General features: G+C 56.2%; 17 protein-coding genes and 1 pseudogene. 8 read left to right on the top strand and 10 right to left on the bottom strand.

Annotated elements, in window-relative coordinates; translation table 11 throughout:
• From IEY52_RS22625 to IEY52_RS22610, 4 genes and pseudogenes are all read left to right on the top strand, one after another.
• Window positions 1–391 (top strand): annotated as a pseudogene (locus IEY52_RS22625) (glycosyl hydrolase); the annotation flags it as partial.
• 194 nt (window positions 392–585) lie between these two features.
• On the top strand, window positions 586–1917 hold the full coding sequence (locus IEY52_RS22620) for a vWA domain-containing protein (RefSeq protein WP_189007428.1): 1332 nt from the start codon (window positions 586–588) through the stop codon (window positions 1915–1917).
• A gap of 40 nt (window positions 1918–1957) precedes the next feature.
• The gene (locus IEY52_RS22615) at window positions 1958–3136 is read left to right on the top strand and encodes an FHA domain-containing protein (RefSeq protein ID WP_189007425.1); all 1179 of its coding nucleotides are present in this window, start codon (window positions 1958–1960) and stop codon (window positions 3134–3136) included.
• A 193-nt stretch (window positions 3137–3329) separates the two neighbouring features.
• On the top strand, window positions 3330–4463 hold the full coding sequence (locus IEY52_RS22610) for a branched-chain amino acid ABC transporter substrate-binding protein (protein ID WP_189007423.1): 1134 nt from the start codon (window positions 3330–3332) through the stop codon (window positions 4461–4463).
• 63 nt (window positions 4464–4526) lie between these two features.
• On the opposite strand, the gene IEY52_RS22605 is transcribed toward IEY52_RS22610, so the two are convergent.
• The 4 genes from IEY52_RS22605 to rimO form a co-directional block, all read right to left on the bottom strand.
• A complete protein-coding gene (locus IEY52_RS22605) occupies window positions 4527–5453 on the bottom strand; it encodes a manganese-dependent inorganic pyrophosphatase (RefSeq protein ID WP_189007420.1) in 927 nt (308 codons plus the stop codon).
• 289 nt (window positions 5454–5742) lie between these two features.
• Window positions 5743–5970 (bottom strand): hypothetical protein, encoded by a 228-nt coding sequence (locus tag IEY52_RS22600; protein WP_189007418.1) that lies wholly within the window; start codon window positions 5968–5970, stop codon window positions 5743–5745.
• Window positions 5971–6215: 245 nt separating this feature from the next.
• Complete coding sequence (locus IEY52_RS22595; protein ID WP_189007415.1) at window positions 6216–6716, bottom strand: hypothetical protein; 501 nt, start codon at window positions 6714–6716, stop codon at window positions 6216–6218.
• Window positions 6717–6817: 101 nt separating this feature from the next.
• Window positions 6818–8236, bottom strand: coding sequence for a 30S ribosomal protein S12 methylthiotransferase RimO (gene rimO / locus IEY52_RS22590; protein ID WP_229684924.1), 1419 nt, complete (start codon window positions 8234–8236; stop codon window positions 6818–6820).
• Between the two features lie 730 nt (window positions 8237–8966).
• Here rimO and IEY52_RS22585 point away from each other — a divergent pair.
• From IEY52_RS22585 to IEY52_RS22570, 4 genes are all read left to right on the top strand, one after another.
• The gene (locus tag IEY52_RS22585; protein ID WP_189007412.1) at window positions 8967–10184 is read left to right on the top strand and encodes an ABC transporter substrate-binding protein; all 1218 of its coding nucleotides are present in this window, start codon (window positions 8967–8969) and stop codon (window positions 10182–10184) included.
• Between the two features lie 222 nt (window positions 10185–10406).
• A complete protein-coding gene (locus IEY52_RS22580; RefSeq protein WP_189007409.1) occupies window positions 10407–11291 on the top strand; it encodes a carbohydrate ABC transporter permease in 885 nt (294 codons plus the stop codon).
• A complete protein-coding gene (locus IEY52_RS22575) occupies window positions 11284–12171 on the top strand; it encodes a carbohydrate ABC transporter permease (RefSeq protein WP_229684923.1) in 888 nt (295 codons plus the stop codon). The genes IEY52_RS22580 and IEY52_RS22575 overlap by 8 nt, the downstream gene beginning before the upstream one ends.
• Before the next feature lie 230 nt (window positions 12172–12401).
• On the top strand, window positions 12402–12851 hold the full coding sequence (locus IEY52_RS22570) for a hypothetical protein (RefSeq protein WP_189007406.1): 450 nt from the start codon (window positions 12402–12404) through the stop codon (window positions 12849–12851).
• Between the two features lie 66 nt (window positions 12852–12917).
• Here the strand turns inward: IEY52_RS22570 and IEY52_RS22565 are convergent, their stop codons facing one another.
• From IEY52_RS22565 to IEY52_RS22540, 6 genes are all read right to left on the bottom strand, one after another.
• Complete coding sequence (locus tag IEY52_RS22565; RefSeq protein WP_189007403.1) at window positions 12918–13622, bottom strand: alpha/beta hydrolase; 705 nt, start codon at window positions 13620–13622, stop codon at window positions 12918–12920.
• A gap of 310 nt (window positions 13623–13932) precedes the next feature.
• Window positions 13933–14727 carry a hypothetical protein gene (locus tag IEY52_RS22560; protein ID WP_189007400.1) on the bottom strand — a complete coding sequence of 265 codons (795 nt, stop codon included), beginning with the start codon at window positions 14725–14727 and terminating at the stop codon, window positions 13933–13935.
• A 45-nt stretch (window positions 14728–14772) separates the two neighbouring features.
• On the bottom strand, window positions 14773–15657 hold the full coding sequence (locus IEY52_RS22555) for a MerR family transcriptional regulator (protein ID WP_189007397.1): 885 nt from the start codon (window positions 15655–15657) through the stop codon (window positions 14773–14775).
• The gene (locus IEY52_RS22550; RefSeq protein WP_189007394.1) at window positions 15654–16652 is read right to left on the bottom strand and encodes an NAD-dependent epimerase/dehydratase family protein; all 999 of its coding nucleotides are present in this window, start codon (window positions 16650–16652) and stop codon (window positions 15654–15656) included. The genes IEY52_RS22555 and IEY52_RS22550 overlap by 4 nt, the downstream gene beginning before the upstream one ends.
• Before the next feature lie 54 nt (window positions 16653–16706).
• Complete coding sequence (gene xpt / locus IEY52_RS22545; RefSeq protein WP_189007391.1) at window positions 16707–17276, bottom strand: xanthine phosphoribosyltransferase; 570 nt, start codon at window positions 17274–17276, stop codon at window positions 16707–16709.
• A gap of 243 nt (window positions 17277–17519) precedes the next feature.
• Window positions 17520–18662: a BMP family ABC transporter substrate-binding protein gene (locus tag IEY52_RS22540; protein ID WP_189007388.1), complete on the bottom strand. Its 1143-nt coding sequence runs from the start codon at window positions 18660–18662 to the stop codon at window positions 17520–17522.
• Window positions 18663–18825: the final 163 nt, after the last annotated feature.

Below are 18825 nucleotides of genomic sequence, written 5' to 3'. Positions count from 1 at the left end.
CGCCTACACCTTCAAAGTCCGGGCCAAGGACAACGCAGGCAACCTGTCCGCCTTCACCAGTGACCTGACCGTCACCACCAGCACCGGAGCCACCAACGTTCCCGGAGTGGTCAGCACCAACGTCGGGGCCATCGCCAACGGCACCAACAAGACCTTCAGCCTGAACGTCACCAGCACCAGCAACGTGCGCATCCTGGTCACCAGCAACAGCACCTTCAACAGCACCAGCTTCACCGTCAACTTCAACGGCACCAGCATCCCCCTCTCCGTGAACGCTGGCCAGACCGTGCCCATCGACTTCGCCGGAGTGAGCGCAGGCGTCAAGACCCTGACCATCACCGCCAACTCTGCCAACGTCTCCATCGGCAAACTGGAAACCCAGACCTACTGATCCTCCCTTTCCTCCCAACTCCCCCCAGCGGCAACTGGGGGGCATTTTTTTGCCGAGGGCAAAAGAGGGCTTGTGCTAAAGCTTTGTGGATTTGACATTCTGCTAAAGCCTTTGCACCATAAGCTCTCGGCTCTCGGCTCTCGGCTCTCGGCTCTCGGCCTCTCAAACCCCTACAATGAACTCCAGAGGCACCCATGCTTGACATCACCCACCAACTGCACCGGGACCACCTGCTGGCCCACACCGAACACCAGAAGCTGTTTTTGCTGCTGACCTTGAAGCCCCAGGCCGAGGCCCGGCAAGCCCGGCCCCAGCTCAGTGTGGTTTTCGTGGTGGACACCTCGGGGAGCATGAGGGAGAAAGTGACAGCCCCTGGAGAGAAACAGGCCCGCAACAAGATGGACCTGGTGATTGAATCTTTGCAGGGCATTCTGGGTGCACAGCTCTTGACGGCCAGTGACAGGGTGTCCCTGGTGCAATTTGACGATGATGCGTCTGTGGTGGTGCCCCTGACCAGCAGCCAGCAACGTGCGAGGTTGCTGGCCGGGGTGGAGCGCCTGGACCGCCACACCGGAGGCACCCACATGGGAGCAGGCATGAAACTGGCCCGTGAAGCCCTGGAAACCCAGCCCGGAAGCCTGCGTCTGGTGGTGCTCACCGATGGCCAGACCTCCGATGAAAAACTGGTGCGCAGTGAAACCCGGTTGCTGGCCGCAAAACAGATTCCGGTCACCACCGTGGGTGTGGGGGATGAGGTCAACACCGAGCTTTTGCTGTTCATCACCGACCAGACCCAGGGGAAACCCATCGATGTGGTGCCAGACACCCAGAATCCACAGCCTCCCGCAGTCAAGGCCAGCGATTTGCCTGCAGCATTGCTGGGCGACCTCAGGCAAAGCATCAGTGAGGTGGTCACCCAGGTGAACCTGAGCGTGAAGACCGTGAAAGATGTGGTTTTAAACCGGGTCACAAAGGTGCATCCCACCCAGACCGAGGTGCAATTGCAGCAAGGTCCCATGTTGCTGGGCAACCTCTCTGGGCCATCAGGAGCCACTTTTGTGCTGGAGTTCACCTTGCCTGCCAGACCACCTGCCCGCATTCGGGTGGCGCAACTGGGGTTCACCTATCAGGTGCCTGGAGCAAATTTCACCGGGGAGGTGCCCCCCATAGATGTGGTGGCAGAATTCACCCCCAATGAGGAGGTGGCGGGCCGCCTGAAACCCCAGGTGATGCAGTTCGTGCAGCAGCGCAACATTGAAGGCATGGTGTCTCAGGCCATTCAGGAAGCTGCCTCCAACCCCCAGCAGGCCCTTCAATCCCTGCAGCTTGCCCGTGAGGTCACAGAGCGTCTGGGCAACCGCACCATGACGCAGGCACTGGACCGGGCCTTGCAGGAAGTGGCTCAAAACAAGACCATCAGCCTGGGGACAGCCAAGACCCTGAGAATTGGATCGAGAACCCAGACCGTGCAGCCCAAAGATGTTCCTCTGACAGATGAGGAGATCCGCAAGATCAGTGGAACATGAGCAGTCAGAACCCCGTATTTAGAGGCATGGAGAACCCATCATGAAACAATTGCCTTCCTGGGTGCCTGCAACCCTGGCCGGAGCGCTGGGTGGCTTCCTGGGCTTTCTGCTGGCCGAAAACACCGTGGTGAACCTGGGAGACCAGGGAAATGGTTTTTCCCTGGTGCTGGGCACGGCAGCCCTGACCGGAGTGCTGTCGGTGCCGCTGGCGGCTGCCCTGGTGGCAGCAGAGAACCTGATCGGTTTGCGGGGCCGCTGGAACCGGGACCTGACCCGAATTCTGCTTCCTGCTTTGCTGGTGGGTGCAGGGGCAGGCGGCATTGCCCAGGTCTTTTACGGCTGGATGCAGAACGGTCAGCCTCCCACCCGCTTCATGCGGGCACTGGCCTGGACCCTGCTGGGTGCGGGGGTGGGCCTCTTGCTGGGCTTCAATGACCGCTCGGTCAAGAAAGCCTTCAGGGGTCTGCTGGGAGGGGCCGCAGGTGGCTTTCTGGGAGGCCTTTTGTTCGACAGTTTCACGGTGTTCTCTCTGGGCGATGGGGACACTGGAACCGTGTCCCGTGGCGTGGGCTTCACTGTGCTGGGAGCGGCCATTGGGTTCATGCTGCAAATCACCCAGGATCTGTTGAAAAGCGCCTGGTTGCTGGGAACCACCACCGGACCTTACGAGGGCAAACAGTACATCCTGACCAAAAACCGGGTGACCGTGGGACGTTCAGATGCCAACGATGTCGCCCTCTACCATGACAAAACCGTGGCTTTGCAAAGTGGGGCCCTTTCCAGAGAAGGTGGACTGTGGTTCTGGGAGGGCCAGGATGTGCTGGTCAATGGACAGACCACCCAGAAAAAAGCCCTGCAATCTGGAGACCGTCTGCGCATCGGACAGAATGAATTTGTCTTTCAGGAGAAGGGCGGCAAGGTCAAATCCGACCAATTGGAAGAGCAGTATTTGCTGCACAGCAACGACCATGCTTACCGTTTGCCTGCTTCGTTCACCTCGGTGACGCTGGGCAGGCAGGGCGATGTCAAGCTGGCAGAGCAGGGGGTGCAGGACCGCCATGCTGAATTGCAGGTCAAAAATGGCCAGCTCTACCTGCTGGCTTTTGGGGCTACCTCAGTGAATGGCCAGACGGTGCTGAAAGGGTCCTCACAGGCCATCGAGCCCGGAGACATCATTCAACTGGGACAGGTGGAACTGGCGCTTCTGAAAGACCGTTGATGCCTGCAAAAGCATTTATATTTATGCATTCATAACACATGGGTAACAATTGCCCGCTACTGCTCCAGTAACGGCAAGACAAAACAAAAATTTGCTCTGGACAGAGGTCTATGTGTTCCATCACAGTGGTGGCATGAGAGACCAGACTTCCCTTTGCCACCCAGCAGCCCGAACGGCAATCGAGAAATCTTTCATGAAACTGAAAAAAGTTTCAATTCTGGGCATGATGCTGACCACCACAGCCCTGTCCCAGCCCCTCACCCCCCTCAAAATTGCACTGGTGGGAGACCACCAGAACAACCCCATCCACAACCAGATCCGCCTTGGCGCACTGATCGCCCTGGACGAATACAGAGAAAGTTTCAGGAAAGAGCACAAAGTGGAACTGACAGGTTTCACCATCCCGGACGAAAACAACCAGCGCAAACTGGAAAACCTGCTGAATGCCCAGGACATCCTGGGGGCCGTGGTCAATGTGGACACCCAGTTGCTGGATAAACTGGCAGCCACACTGGCCAAAGAGCACCTGACCCTCTTCACCGTCACCAGCACCGAAGATGCCTTCACAGAACAGAAACTGCCCAACGTCAACCGCATCATTGCCCGGGATGAAATGCAAAGCGAAGTGATCACCCGTTTTGCGGTCAACACCTTTTCTCCCAGACGCGCCATGATCATCAACGACAAAACCCGCAAAGGCGAAGCCTACGCCGAATCCCTGAAAACCCAGCTGGAAGCCTCCGGGGTGCGCATTGTCTCTTATGAAGGCCTGCCCGACAACCGGGGGGTCAACAGCGTGGCCCTGAAAGCAGGGTTCTATCAGCCTGATGTGATTTTTTACAGCGGTGATCCTGGTATTGCAGGCGAACTGGTGCGCAGCCTGAAAGCCCAGAAGATCTCCGTGCCTTTCATCGGAAACGACAGCCTGGACAGCCCCACCTTCACAGAAACCGCTGGAGACGACGCCATTGGGACTTACTTCGCCTCGGTGGCAGGCACCTCTGAGAGCTTCAACAACTCTTATGCCTTCAACAAGGCCTACAAGGATGCTTATGGCAGCATCGCCACGGGCTGGGCCATCTATGGCTACGACACCACCAAGGTCCTGTTGCAGGGCATCCAGAACGCTTTCAGGACCAATGGCAAGTTCCCCACCCGTGCCCAGGTCATGCAGGCTGTTCGCAACTCCACCTTTGATGATCTGGTGACTGGAACCCTCAAATTCACCTCCAGAGGAGACCGGGCCAGCACCACCCTGTTCATCAAGCGGGTGGGCAACGACCTGAGCACCACGGTGATCCGCAAAGGCGGCGGCAACCAGAAGTAACTTCAGAACCCATAAAAACACCCCTCCTGATGTTCAGGAGGGGCACAAACCAGCACAGAAAATTCAGCCGAGGTGCTTCTCAAAAGCAGGCACAATCTGCTTCTTGCGGGAAATGCGGTTCCCGAGGTCTGCAACGTTTTCCTGGGTGTCTGCACCAAACACGCCCTTGATGGTTTCGGCGTGGGCATCGTCCAGCACAAAAGTCTGGTTGGTTTCTTCCAGGATGTCCACAACAGAGAAGAACACCCCTTCCAGGTTCTGGGCGTCTTTTTCCTGCTGCATGGCGGCCAGGATTTCTGCTTTGCGGCCCAGGGCATAACCGGGGTTGGTGGTTTCCATCACGCCCAGGCCATACTTCTTGCCTCCAAAAGGGAACACCTTGTAATCCAGTTTGAGCAGTTTGTCTGCAGGGGTGTCTCCCAGGTCGCTCTTGGCTGCGAACATTTCCAGGGCGTAAGCTTTGATGTCAGACACGCCAGCAATCTGGGCCAGGTACACGCCCATTTCACGGTCGGTGTCGGTGGTGGTGGGGCTTCTGAAATGCAGGGTGTCGCTCAGGATGGCAGACAGCATCAATCTGGCTTCCCAGCCCTCGATGGGGAGGTTGCTTTCACGGTAGAGCTTGCCCAGGATGGTTCCAGTACAACCCACAGGCTCAAAACGCAGGTACAGGGGATCCTTGGAAGTCAGGTCTCCCAGTTTGTGGTGGTCCACCACACGGGTGACTTTCAGGCTGGACAGTCCTGCAAGGCTCTGGCCAGATTCGTTGTGGTCCACCAGCGCCACTTCGGTGCCTTCTGGGAGGGATTCCAGCAGTTCGGGAACCTCCACACCAGCGTTTTTCAGCACAAAGCTGGTTTCGTTGTTGAGGTCGCCCAGACGGTAGGCTTTTGCTTCCGTTCCCAGACGGGAAAGCAGACTGGCGTACACAAGGGCAGAGGTGATGGCATCGGTATCAGGATTGGTGTGTCCAAAAACAGGCAGTGTCATAGCGTCATTCAGTATAAATCCACTTCAAGGGCTGCGAATCCCCTGAACCAAACAAGTGACAACTCTGGTCAATTTGCAAGTCAAAACAAGAAAAACCGGACCTGTGCAGGTCCGGGAAGGTGAAGGTTTGATGGGATGAACATCTGTTCTGAATCAGGGAAGAATGATCGGGAATGTTTCAGAAATTCAAAACGGGTTCAGGGTCAAAAATCAGAAATCAGGTGTATGGGTAAGGTTTCTCTGTCAGGTTTCTCTGTCAGGTTTCTCTGTCAGGTTTAGGGGGTCAGGTTTAGGGGCGACGGTTGGTGGTGTTGTCCACACCTTCATTCATCTGCATTTCGCCAGGAGAGGGATCGCGGCGGCGGGTGGAACCCACAGCGGAGATCACAGCGATACCGGCCAGCACAATCACGCCAATCCAGATCCACTGCTGGGCGAGTCCAAGACTGTCGGCAGCCCAGGCCAGACCGGCAATCACAATGGCAAATCCAATGATGTAAATCGCGAACGAAGACATAATTCCTCCTTTGGCTGCTTTCACAGCGAGCCTGCTTCTTTGCTGACTTCATCATGCCGCGCCGCGCCGCCCGTGCCATGAGAGGGACACCGCGAAAATTTCACAGTGTTTTGAAAATCCCTTTTGCTCCCCTTTAGTTTGGGTGATTTGCTGAATTTGGTGGGCATAAAATCACACAAATCAAAGGGTTCATGAAGGTTCCAAAAGCATAAATAGAGTTTCAGGAGTGACGCAAACCCCTGAATTCAAGCGGTCTGCATCTGGTGTCTGGACTGCACTTTCTGGGACCTGAAAAGCTCGATCATCAGCAGGGCCATGCCCAGTACATGGGTATAAAAGCCCGCTCCAAAAGTCAGCAAAGGACCCTGTGGAACACCCATCTTGATGTAAGCAGCCTGGGCTGTCACCTGGACTTGCAAAGCATGCATGCTGTTCCATGCTCCCACTGCATTGAGAACAACCCAGAATCCAGCAAGGGAAAACAACCTCCAGACCACGGGATGCCTGTGTGTGCCAGGTTTCAAACCTGCAGGCAGGGCACAGGCCAGAAAAATCAGGGCCAGACTGGGATTCACAACGGACATCTTTGAGACTTGCACATGCAATTGAATCCAGGGAAAAAAAGTCAAAAGGTTCTGGTGCTCTTCTGCGGAGAGCCCGGTCCAGGGCACAGGGCTGAGGGCCACATAAGGCAAAAACACTCCAGCAATCAACAGGGCATAAGCAGGATAAATCAGGCGTTTCATGGGGGTAAATACGGGAGAAAGGTGGGAAAAGATCCCCAAAAGCAGAACAGGAGCACCTTTCAGTGCCCCTGCCAGAATTTCAGAAATTCAATGCTTGCTGCTCAGTGTTTACCGAAGTGTCCAAGCTGGGGCACGTTGGGCTTCCAGGGAAGGACTTCGATGACTTCGCCGTACAGGTCGTACTCATCGGCGTCTTCCACCAGAACGCGCACAATGTCCCCGATTTTGATGCTGCCCTCGGGGATGGCACGGGAGGCTTCGGATTCTGCGAGGTTGCCGTGAACGCACATCACGCTGCCGTCGATGCCGGGGGCATCCCATTTGCTGCGGCCAATCAGCTGTCCGGGCTCTTCGTTGTAATCATCAATGATCACTTCGATCACGCGGCCAATCTTTTCCTGCATGCGCTCCAGAGAGATTTCCTGCTGCACAGCCATGAAGCGCTCCAGACGGTCCTGCTTGATGTCTTCGGGGACCTGGTCTTCAAAGCGGGTGGCATCTGCCTCTTCCACATCGGAGTAGGTGAAGCAGCCCACACGGTCAAGCCTTGCTTCACGCAGAAATTCGAGCAGCAACTGAAAATCCTCTTCGGTTTCGCCAGGGAAACCCACAATGAAGGTGCTGCGAATGGCGAGGTCCGGGCAGATGCCGCGCCAGCGTTTGATGGTCTCGAGTTGCTTGCCTGCACCGGGGCGGCGCATGGCTTTGAGCACTTTTGGGCTGGCATGCTGCAGGGGCACATCCAGGTAAGGCAGGATTTTGCCTGCAGCCATCAGTTTGACCACTTCATCCACGTGGGGGTAGGGGTAAACGTAGTGCATGCGCACCCAGGCTCCCATTTCACCGAGTTTGGTTGCGAGGTCGATCAGGTGGGCTTTGACCTGTCCGCCCTGGAATTCAGATTCGCGGTGGCGGATGTCCACACCATATGCGCTGGTGTCCTGAGAGATCACCATGATTTCTTTGGTGCCCGAAGCAATCAAACGAAAAGCCTCGTAAAGCACTTCTCCGGCATCTCTGGAGACTTGCAGGCCACGCAATTTGGGGATGATGCAGAAGGCGCACTTGTGATTGCAGCCCTCGGCAATTTTCAGGTAAGCGTAGTGTTTGGGGGTCAGCTTCACACCCGTATCGGGGATCAGGGAGGTGAAGGGGTTGGTGTCCGGGGGGATCAGTTCGTGAATGGCGTCCATCACGCCTTCCACGTCCTGGGATCCGGTGATGGAGTGCACCTTGGGGTGGCGTTCCCGGATGGTTTCCGGGCGCTCTCCGAGGCATCCGGTCACGATCACTTTTCCGGTGGCGTCTAAGGCCTCACCAATCGCCGAGAGCGATTCTTCCACCGCCGGGGTGATGAAACCGCAGGTGTTCACGATGACGGTATCCGCCTCCTCGTAGGTGGGAGCAATGTGGTAGCCTTCTGCACGAAGCTGCGTGAGAATGCGTTCACTGTCTACCAGGGCCTTTGGGCACCCCAGACTGATAAAACCGACTTTTTTGATGTCAACACCCTGCGTCACAAAAAAACATTGTATGACAAATGGACGGGCTTGGGTAGAAGCGGGTCACAATTGGTTAAGGGCAAAGCGCCGAGAGCCGAGGGCCGAGAGCCGAGAGCCGAGAGCCGAGAGCCGAGAGCCGAGAGCCGAGAGCCGAGAGCCGAGAGCCGAGAGCCGAGAGCCGAGAGCGTACAGTGCAAAGGCTGTAGCGAAATGTCAAATTTGCAGTACTTAAGCAAAAGCCTTCTTTTGCCCTCGGCCCTCGGCCCTCGGCGTTTAAACCACCCCTGATCAAACCCCACCCCATCTGAACATTGCACTCCGACTGGTATTGAACTGGTATTTTACAGGTTCCAACCTTTTATGATCAAATTCAGGCAATTCAGTCAAAGCTTGAAAGGGGCTTTCAAAACAATTATCCCCCTTTTGACCACCAGACCACCTGTATCAGAAAGGCTTCTGAAACTGTGGCAGAGCCTCAAAATCCCTGTTTTGGACAGAAGCGTTTCCAAAAAGTGGTATGCCCTGAAAAACCCCTCTGCATGCAAAAAATGCACAGAGTGGTCTCAGGATCTTGCAGATTGATCAAAATGTGATTAATATTGGCTCAATAACCAATCATTCTGATCAAGCAAATTGATCAAACCGTGCAGAGTTTCCCGGAATTTCCTGAGTATCTCTGGCATGTGCTGATCATTTTGAGCAATCAGACCACCCTCACCCATCCCCATGTTTCATAAGGAGAGAAGTCATGAAAGCATCTGCAGTCAAGCTCATCGCACTCAGCACCGCCTTGCTCGGAACCGCCGCCCTCGCCACCGACGTGAAAGTGGTGATCCCCTACTACAGCGCTGCCACCGAACCCTTCTTCAAGAAAATGGAAGCAGGCTACGAAAAAGCCCACCCCGGTGTGGACATCAAGCTGGAAATCGTCAACTGGGACAACCTGTACGACAAACTCACCACCGACATTGCAGGGGGCACTGCACCTGACCTTTCCATCATCGGCACCCGCTGGCTGACCGACTTCGTGAAAAACGACATCGTGGAACCCCTGGATGGCTACATGAACGCCACCGTCAAAGGCGGATTCATCGATGCCTTCCTGGAGCCAGGAAAACTGCAGGGCAAGATTTATGGTCTGCCTGTGGCTGCTTCTGCACGCGCCATGTACTACAACAAAGACGTGCTGGCCAAAGCTGGCGTGAAGAACCCTCCCAAGAGCTGGACCGAGCTGCAGAGCGTCTGTAAGAAAATCGTTGCAGCCAACATCAAAGACACCTATTGCTTTGGTCTGCAGGGCAAAGAAGTGGAAACCGACGCTTACTGGTACTACGCGCTGTGGTCCTACGGCGGAGACATCGTTGCAGGTGGAAAGAGTGGCGTGAACTCCGCTGCTGCTGTGAAAGCAGCCACCCTCTACAAGAGCCTGATCTCCAACAAATACACCCAGCCTGGCGTGACTGGCTACAGCCGCGAAAACGTGCAGGACCTCTTCAAGCAGGGCCGTCTGGGCTTCGTGATCACCGCACCCTTCCTGATCGGTCAGCTGGCCAAAGATGCCCCCAAAGTGAACTACGGCATCACCGCCATTCCCAAAGGCACCAAACAGGCCACCTACGGCGTGACCGACTCCATCGCACTGTTCAAGAGCTCCAACGTCAAGAAAGAAGCCTTCGACTTCATGGCCTACGTGCTGGACGCCAAGCAGCACATCGATTTCACCAAGGCTGAGGGTTTCCTCCCCATCGCCAAGGGTGAAGCCAGCGATCCCTACTTCACCGGCAACGCCCAGTTGAAAATCTTCACCAACATGCTGCCCGTGGCCAAGTTCGCCCCCAACATCGCCGACTGGGAAAAAGTCGCCGATGCCACCAGCCGCGCCCTGCAGAGCATCTACCTCGGTCAGAAAGACGTGAAATCCGCACTGAACGCTGCTGCAGACGAGGCCAATCAGGTCATCAAGTAAGGCTTTCAGGGTGCAGGGCTGCACCCTCAGGCAATGGAGCGGCAGGCCCCTTCTCTTCTGATTCCTTCCTGCTGCTCTGCTCTCTCCGCTTTAACTCTGCTGCACCTCTTCACTTTCTCTTGCCAGGGTCGGGAACTCCTCCCCTTTCCGGACTGGCGCATCCCAGGGCAGAACCTGCATTGCGTTCCCTTTCTGCCCTGGGTTCTTTTCAGGAGCACCACCATGAAACAAGAAAAATTTTCCGCCACGGCCCTGCTCTTCCCGAGTTTGCTGATGGCCCTGATCGTGCTGGGGTACCCGGTGCTGGAACTCCTCAACACCAGCACGCACAGCGTCAACAAGTTTTTCAACGTCGGGGATTTTGTCCTCTTTCAGAACTACCTCAACCTTTTTCAGGATGAATTCTTCCGGGCTGCCCTGGTGCGCACCCTGTGGTGGACGCTGGGCGTGGTCGGGGGAACCGTCTTTCTGTCTTTCCCCATCGCCCTGATTTTGAACGAGGAATTTTACGGTCAGGCCCTGGCCCGCACCATCATCCTGCTGCCCTGGGCGGTGTCCCTCACCATCATGGCGGTGGTGTGGCGCTGGGCTTTAAACGGTGAAAGTGGACTTTTAAACCTCACCCTGCAGTCTCTGGGCATCACCCACGACCGGATTCAATGGCTGGCAGAGGCCAGCACCAGTTTCCCCATGTCCATCCTGATCGGGGTGCTGGTGTCCATTCCTTTCTGTGTCACTGTGCTGCTGGGGGGCCTGAGTTCCCTGCAGAAAGACGTGTACGAGGCGGCCCGTGTGGACGGAGCCACCGGACTGCTGATGTTCCGTCACATCACCCTGCCCATGATGAAACCCTTCATCAGCATTGCTGTGGTGCTGAATGTGATTTACGTCTTCAACAGCTTCCCCATCCTGTGGGTCCTCACCGAGGGCGGCCCGGTGAACTCCACCGACGTGCTGGTCACGTACCTGTACAAGGCCACCAGTGCCAAATTCTTCGGGGATCCAGGGAAAGGTGCAGCACTGGGCATCATCATGCTGATCATGCTTTTGATTTTCAGTCTGGTGTACGCCCGTGTTGCAAAAGAAGGGGATGAGGTCCGTGCTTAAACAAGTTCGCAGTGTTCCCAACACCTCCAGACGCCAGGAGAGCCTGATGCAGTCCAAAGCCTTCAAAAGTGTGATCTACTGGCTGGTCCTCAGCCCCATCGTGATCCTGACCCTCTTTCCTTACGCCGTGATGATCACCACTGCCCTCAAGCCCGCCGCAGAGGTGTACAGCAACCCACCCACCTGGTTTGGCAGCCATCTGGAATGGGGCAACTTTGCCAAAGTCTGGCAACTGGGCTTCGGGCAGAACATGCTCAACAGCATCTGGGTGACGGTGGCCGCCACCTTCCTGGCCTTGCTGGTGAGCTTTCCTGCCGCTTACAGCCTGAGCCGCTTCAACCACTCCCGGCGTTTCACGGGGTTTTACCGCCAGTTCCTGCTGGTCACCCAGATGGTCAGTCCCATCATCATCACGGTGGGAATTTTCAAGGTGGTGGCCACCCTGAAACTGATCGACAGCTTCACGCCCCTGATCCTGATTTATGCCACCTTCAACATCGCATTCTGCACCTGGATGTTGCAAAGCTACTTCAACACCATCCCCGGTGAACTGGAAGAAGCCGCCTGGATTGATGGCTGCTCCAGATTTCAGAGTTTCATCCACATCTTCTTGCCCCTGGCCCTGCCCGCCTCTGCCATTGCAGCCCTCTTCAGCTTCATTTACTGCTGGAACGAGTTCGTGCTGGCCTTCCTGGTGCTGCGCACCCCCGAGCATGCCACCATCACCATGCGGGTGTTCAGTCTGGTGGGTGGGCGCTATACCGTGGAGTGGGAACAGGTGATGGCTGCTGCTGTGCTGGCCACCCTGCCGATGGTCCTGATGTTCGTGTTCCTGCAACGGCAGATCATCCGGGGTCTGGCGATGGGGTCCATCAAGTAAGCTCCACAATGTTCACACCAGAGAGCAGAGGAAACCCCTCTGCTCTTTTTCATGCTCTTTTTCATGCCCTTTCTCATGGTTTCTTTACCCTTGCTTTAGAAACTGTAGTGCTTCGGAACTTTGGCGGGTTTTCTGGATCTAAAAAACAGAGATGAAGAAAGCTTCAAGCATTTCTTCAACTGAACTTCAGCCAGAAACCCTACTTTGTTAAAGGACAGCCCGGAGGCCGCATGAGACGCATCAGCGCAGCATTCACAGACCAGCAGCAAGCCCGTAATGTACTTGAAACCCTTGGTGGAAATCCCCACCTCAAAATCAACATCCAGAAACTCAGCATCAACGATCCGAAACTCCACCAGCAAGATGTGGGTTATGGCATCCTCTATGGTGTCCTGATTGGAACTGCCATTGGGGTGCTGGTGGGCTTCCTGGCCTTTTTCAGTGTGGGCGGCAACCTGGGGCCTTTGCTGATGATCAGCACCATTCTGGGCATGATCAACGGTGCAGTGATTGGCAGTGTGCTGGAAGCCGGAACCAAACGCTCCCTGGCCCACCAGTACGAGCAACTTCGCCAGAACGGTGCCCTCCTGATTGATGTGCAGACCGAGGACGTGCTGGCCGAAACCGAGGCCTACCAGCAGTTCACCCGCAACCGTGGCGTGATTCTGCAGGCCAAATAACCCTCCTCAAACTTCCAACCAGGACCACACTGGTCCTGGTTTTTCTGTTTGATCTGTTTGAGGGGTTTACAGGCCTTTCAGAAAATCCAGGGTGGTCTTCTGGTAGTCCTCAGCCATGCCTGGCGTGACCAGGCCCACCGCTCCATGAATGCCCACTTTGGGGATGTACAGGTTTTTCCAGGTGCTGCCAATCAGGGGCAGCATCTGCCCTGGAAAGCCTTTTTCCTCTTCGATGCTGACCATCAGCACGGGCGCAGCAATCTTGGGAGCGTACTTGATGGCTTCTAAAGTGAGGTCCAGATCCGGGCTGGCAGGGGAATAAGCCAGAACCCCCTTTACCAGTTCTGGATGCTGTCCTGCATAATCCAGCACCATTGTTGCAGAGGTGCTGCTCCCGGAAAGAATCACCTGTTTGAGGCCCGTTTTCTGCTGGATCCATTGAATGGCCACTTCCAGATCAATGAAGGCATCAAAAATGTCTGTGGTGCTGGCTCTGGTGAGGTTCTGGCACAGTTCACCCGTGCTGGCCCCGATGCGCAGGTCCACAGCAATGGCCGCGTACCCTTCTGCAGCCAGGGTCTCCGGGAAAGTGCCGTAATCACAGGTGTTGCTCCTCAGGCTGTGCAGCAGCACAATGGCGGCTTTTGGGGTGCCTTCCGGGGCGTAATAGTTCAGGTGAATCTTGCTGCCTTCATCGGTGTCCACCATGTGAGATTCCAGGGCAGAAGCAGTGCAGCATAGGGCCAGGACAAGGGTCAGCCACTTTTTCATAAGACTCCTCAGGGGTTGAATTTTGATATAGAAATACGATATCGCTTTTCTATATTGAATGCAAGTCTGGGGAGGGCCAAGGGCAGAAAGCAGAAGGCAAAGATGCCGAGAGCCCAGCGCCGAGGGCTGAAACAACCTGCAGCCATCACACCAGCCGAAGCAGAAAGCAGAAGCTGTTGTTGCCTTCTCCCTTCTTCTTGACCCTACTACGTGCCTCCAGGACGGCCTGGTCGGCACTGGGTCGCTGCCTTCTGCTTGCTCCTGACCCGCAATTGTCTTTTTGCCCTCAGCGCTGGGCTCTCGACATCTCTCAGATGTAAACCTTCAATGCCCCTTCCAGCCTCTTCTGCACGGCCAGATGGGCTGCCGTGGGGTACCACTCCAGGTGGGCGCACTTTTCCCGTTGCACGGTCAACACGCGTTGCAGGGCTTGTGGAACAGGCAGGCTTTCCAGTTCATCCAGCAGTTTTCCCAGGTCCGGGTGGCTGATCTCGATGCGTCTGAACACATCCAGGTTGTCCATGCGGGGGTGTCTGGGACCACCTTCCACAATGGGGAGGTGCTTGTACAGGTAAATGAAACTGCGCAGAACCCCATTCAGAAACACCTCTCTGCCACTGGCTCGCTCACCACGCACATAGCGGCCCATCGAGATGATGGCACAGGTCAGCACTTTTCCGGCATGGTGCTGCAAATCTTTCTGCTGGGGAGGGGTTTCTCTGGCGGCATGCCGGATGATCTCTGCAAGGTTGCTCTTGTCCACCATCAGGTCGTGGGCGTTCACCCGGCCCAGTCTGGCCAGTTCGTCTTCGCTGAACACGGCAAATTCCAGCAGGTGCCCGGTTTCACTGATCACCTGCACGCCGTGGTCGGTGTCCTGGAATCCCAGGCTGATGGCAAAGTCATCTGGAAGCCAGCTCAGGTCCTTGCGGTATCTGTCCTGCAAACCTTCCTGAGAAATCAGGAAGAAGTCATGGTCGCTCCACTGGTCCTGCCTGCTGGCATCCGCGCTGGAGCCCAGAAACACCAGTCCAACCAGTTCGGGATTCTGCTGGGTTTTGTGGGCCAGCGCTTCTTTGAAAGCCTGAAATTGCTCTTTGTTCATGCCTTCAGGCTAAACCCTCTCGCACGTGAGACTTCAAGTCCCGGTTCAGTCTGACACCACTGCAGGGTTGGTCTGCAGCTGGTAAAAAACATGGGTGATCCACATGTCTGAAGCAGGCTGGTCCCAGGGTCCCACCTCAAAACATTCAAAGCAGAGGTCTCCCAGAGCGCAACTGTGCTGCTGGGCAAATTTCACCATCGCCTGATGGGCCAGATGCAGGGGTTCATAGGGTCCGTAATGGGTGGCTTTCAGGTAAGGGCCTCCAGGCAAAACAGCAGGGTGCATTGGCAACCTGAGGGCTTTTTGAAGCTCTGGCACAACCATCCCGAAAGTGACTTCAAATGCTCTGGGGTTCAGGACCCTCTGGTGCTCCAGCAGTCCTTTCATGCGTTCCGGGTCCAGGGCATTGGTCTGGATGGCGTACAGCACCCGGTCTTCCCGGTCGGTCTGGTTGGACAGGGCAGAGAGTTTTTCCACCGCTTCCAGACGGTAACGCTCAATGTCCCTGAGGCCAGAAATGGTGGAGTAAGCCACCAGGGTTCGGTCTGAAAGATGCACCTCCTCCACCAGGTAGTTTCGCTGTTCTGCAGAGACCTGATCCAGTTGCTGCAAGATGCGCTGGTAGCTCTGCACCTGGCTGGCAATGTGTTTGCGGTGCCGTTCCAGAATGCTGCGGGTCACTTCTGGCCGGTCTTCCCGCAAAATCTGCCGGATGTCTTCCAGAGGCAGTTCCAGGCTGCGAAACATGCGGATGCGTTCTGCAATCTCGAATTGTTCGGACTGGTAGTAGCGGTATCCGGTGTCCGGATCGGTGTACAGTGGCCTGAACAGACCCACCTGATCGTAAAACCTGAGAGAACGCACCGAAAGTCGGGTCAGCTGCGAGAACTTGCCGATGGACATTTTGGGACCCTGCAGGTCAGGTTTCAAAGGTCCACCCTTTTGATTGGAGGCCGCTTGATGATGCCCTGGCGGTGGTACCACTCCAGGGTTCTGGGCAAACCCACCTCTAAAGGGGTGTATTGCAGACCCAGTTCCTGCACAGCTTTTGAGCCGTCCACATGGATGCCGTACCTGCTGACCCGCACCAGATCGATGGGAATCATGGGCGGTTTGCGGGTGAGCATGGAGAAACCTTCCATGACGCAGGCCACAACCATCACCATCCAGTAAGGAAATTTCAGTACAGGTCCCAGTCCCAGCAGCGCCCTCCCCTGCCGGATGAATTCCCACACGGTGATCGCAGGTCCGGCCAGCAGGTAACGCTCTCCCATCTTGCCTTTTTCTGCAGCCAGGATGTGCCCTCTGGCCACATCGTCAATGTAGACGTAATTGTAGAACCCATCCACCACACCAGGAAGTTTTCCCTGCATGGCCTGCAAAAACACCATTCCCGTGGGCTTGAAGTCTCCGGGGCCGTAAACGCTCCCTGGATTCACAATCACCACGGGAAGGCCCTTTTGCACGTATTCCAGCGCCACCCGTTCCGATTCCACTTTGGCCTGCTCGTAAACCGCATAATAAGGCCCGCGATGCACCGTTTCTTCGGTTCCCACCGTGCCCGGTTTTTCCCCGATGGTGTTGTAACTGCTGGTGAAAACCACCTTTTTGACTCCGGATTCCAGAGCAGCCTGCAAGACATTCTGGGTGCCCTGCACGGCAATGGTCACAATGTCAGACTTTCTGGGCATCCAGAAGTCATACACCGCAGCCACATGAAACAGGGTGTCCACCCCATTCAGGGCAGCTTTCAGGCTGTTGGGGTCCAGCACGTCCCCTTTGACCACCTCCACCCCCAGGGCCTGCAAATCGCGGGCCTTCGCGGGGGTGCGGGCCAGCACCCGGATGCCTGCATGGTCTTTCAACAGGTGGCGCACCAGAGCGCCCCCCACAAAACCCGTTCCCCCCGTCACCAGAATGGTCATGGGTCCAGTGTACTGGGAGCAGCCTCTTTTTTCGGTGAGCCCTGCAAAGAGGGGTTACCTGATCTGGATGTTGCCTTCGTCCAGGCTGTCAATGATGGCCAGGCTGTGAATCGGAATGTTCAGACCCTCCAGCAAAGCGCGGCCTCCCTCAAAGCTTTTCTCGATGATGGTGCCGATCCCGACCAGTTCTGCTCCAGCCTGGGAAACAATGTCCACCAGGGCCTTGATGGTGATACCCCTGGCCAGAAAGTCATCGATGATCAGCACCCTGTCTCCAGCAGCGATGTAATCCGAACTGACGCTGAGGGTCACCACGTCTCCCTTGGTGCGGCTCACAGCACTGGCCTGATAGGTGGTGCCGTTCATGGTGACGGGTTTCTTCTTGCGGGCGTACACCACCGGCAAATTCATCACCACGCCCGTGGCATAAGCAGGGGCAATGCCGCTCACCTCGGCGGTCAGGATGCGGGTGGCCCCATGCTCCCGGAAGTGTTCAGCAAACTGCTCGCCCATTTCACGGGTGAGCTGGGGGTCCAGCTGGTGGTTGATGAAAGCATCCACTTTGAGGATGCCGCTTCCCAGGTTCTGGCCTTCTGCACGGATGCGGTCTTTGAGGCTCTGCATGTTGGTATGCAGTATACCGCTGGAGATGCAGAAAGCTGAAGGCAGCGACCCAGTGCCGACCAGGCCGTCCTGGAGGCACGTAGTAGGGTCAAGAAGAAGGCAGAAGGCAGAAAGCAGAGAGCGCAGGGCCGAGGGCCGAGGGCAAAAAGCTTTCTCCACAGGGGAAAACTCCCTGGAAGGGTGGACAACAAAAAGTCCCCCTTTTCAGGGGGACAGCTTCAAGCGCCAGAGAGAAGCAGGGGGTTACTTGGGTTCGTTGGGCCAGTTGCCCACCACGTTTTTGGCTGCCCACTCGATGCTGGTGAGTTCGGCCACCGTGGCGACTTTGCCCTTGGCAATCACGGTGTTGCCTTTGCGGTCCACAATGGGTCCTTTGAAGGGATCAAAGCTGGGGTTTTTCTTGCTCATCTGGGCCAGACGCTTCATCACCAGGTCGTAGACACTGAGGGTGCCCAGGTCAGCGGTTTTGACCTTCACGGCCTGCAGTTTGGCCTTGAACACAGGGTTGATGGGGGTTTTCTCATCTGCACCCATCATCACGGCCTTGTCTGCCAGCAGCTGCCAGTAATCCACGTTCTGCAGGTTCTTGCTGGTGTAGGTGCCGTTTTGCACTTTCTTCAGGAAGTCGGTGTAAACGATGCTCCAGTCCACCAGTTGACCGCTGGCCATGGTTTTGGGGGCGTATTTCAGCATGGGGCTGTAGTGCCCGAAGCTGACCAGGCCTTTCTTGTCTGCCACCTGGGCCACGGTGGGGGTGTCCTCGGTGAAGGCAAACACATCCACTTTCTGGGCAATCAGGCTTTCGGTGGCTTCTTTGGCTCCGTTGGGGTCATAAAAGCCTTTCAGCCAGGTGACGTTCACGGTGGCTTTGGGGTTCACGGCGGCCACACCCATGGCGAAAGCGTTGATGTGGCGCTTCACTTCGGGGATGGGCACAGCAGCCACATACCCGACTTTGTTGGTCTTGGTCAACGCTCCTGCCATCAGGCCGTTGAGGTAATAAATCTGGTAGAAGTCTGCCATGTAGTTGGCGATGTTGGGTCCGCGCTCCACACCAGTGGCCCAGCCAAAGATCACATCGGGGTACTTCTTGGCAGCTTCTTTGACCGAGGGGCCATACCCGAAGCTGGTGGCGAAGATGACTTTGGCACCCTGCTTGACCAGTTGATCGATGTAGGGAACAGCCTGGGCTTCCGGGACGGATTCCACAATCAGGTTTTCCACGCCCAGGGTTTTTTCCACCTGCTTGCGGGCCTGGTCGTGGGCGTAGGTCCAACCGTAGTCTCCAGCAGGACCGATGTACAGCCAGCCAACCTTGAGTTTGTCTGCAGCCTGGGCAGAGCTGACCAGGGCAACGGTGAGGGCGAGTGCAACAGCTTTCTTCATAACCTTCCTCCTTGGGAATGGGGCCGAATGTCAGGACAGCGTGGGAAAAGGCAGGGAGATGCGGGCAGGCCCGCTGGGCCTTTTCATTTTATGGCTTTCAAGCCCCCGCTGGGGAAGCAGATGTTTGGTGCACAGGGCAAGTGTGAAGGCCAGGAAGTCCTGA

This window comes from Deinococcus roseus (assembly GCF_014646895.1).
In the GTDB taxonomy this organism is placed as follows: Bacteria; Deinococcota; Deinococci; order Deinococcales; family Deinococcaceae; genus Deinococcus_C; species Deinococcus_C roseus.
Note: the sequence above shows the minus strand (reverse complement) of the source record. Positions and strands in the feature narration are given on the sequence as shown.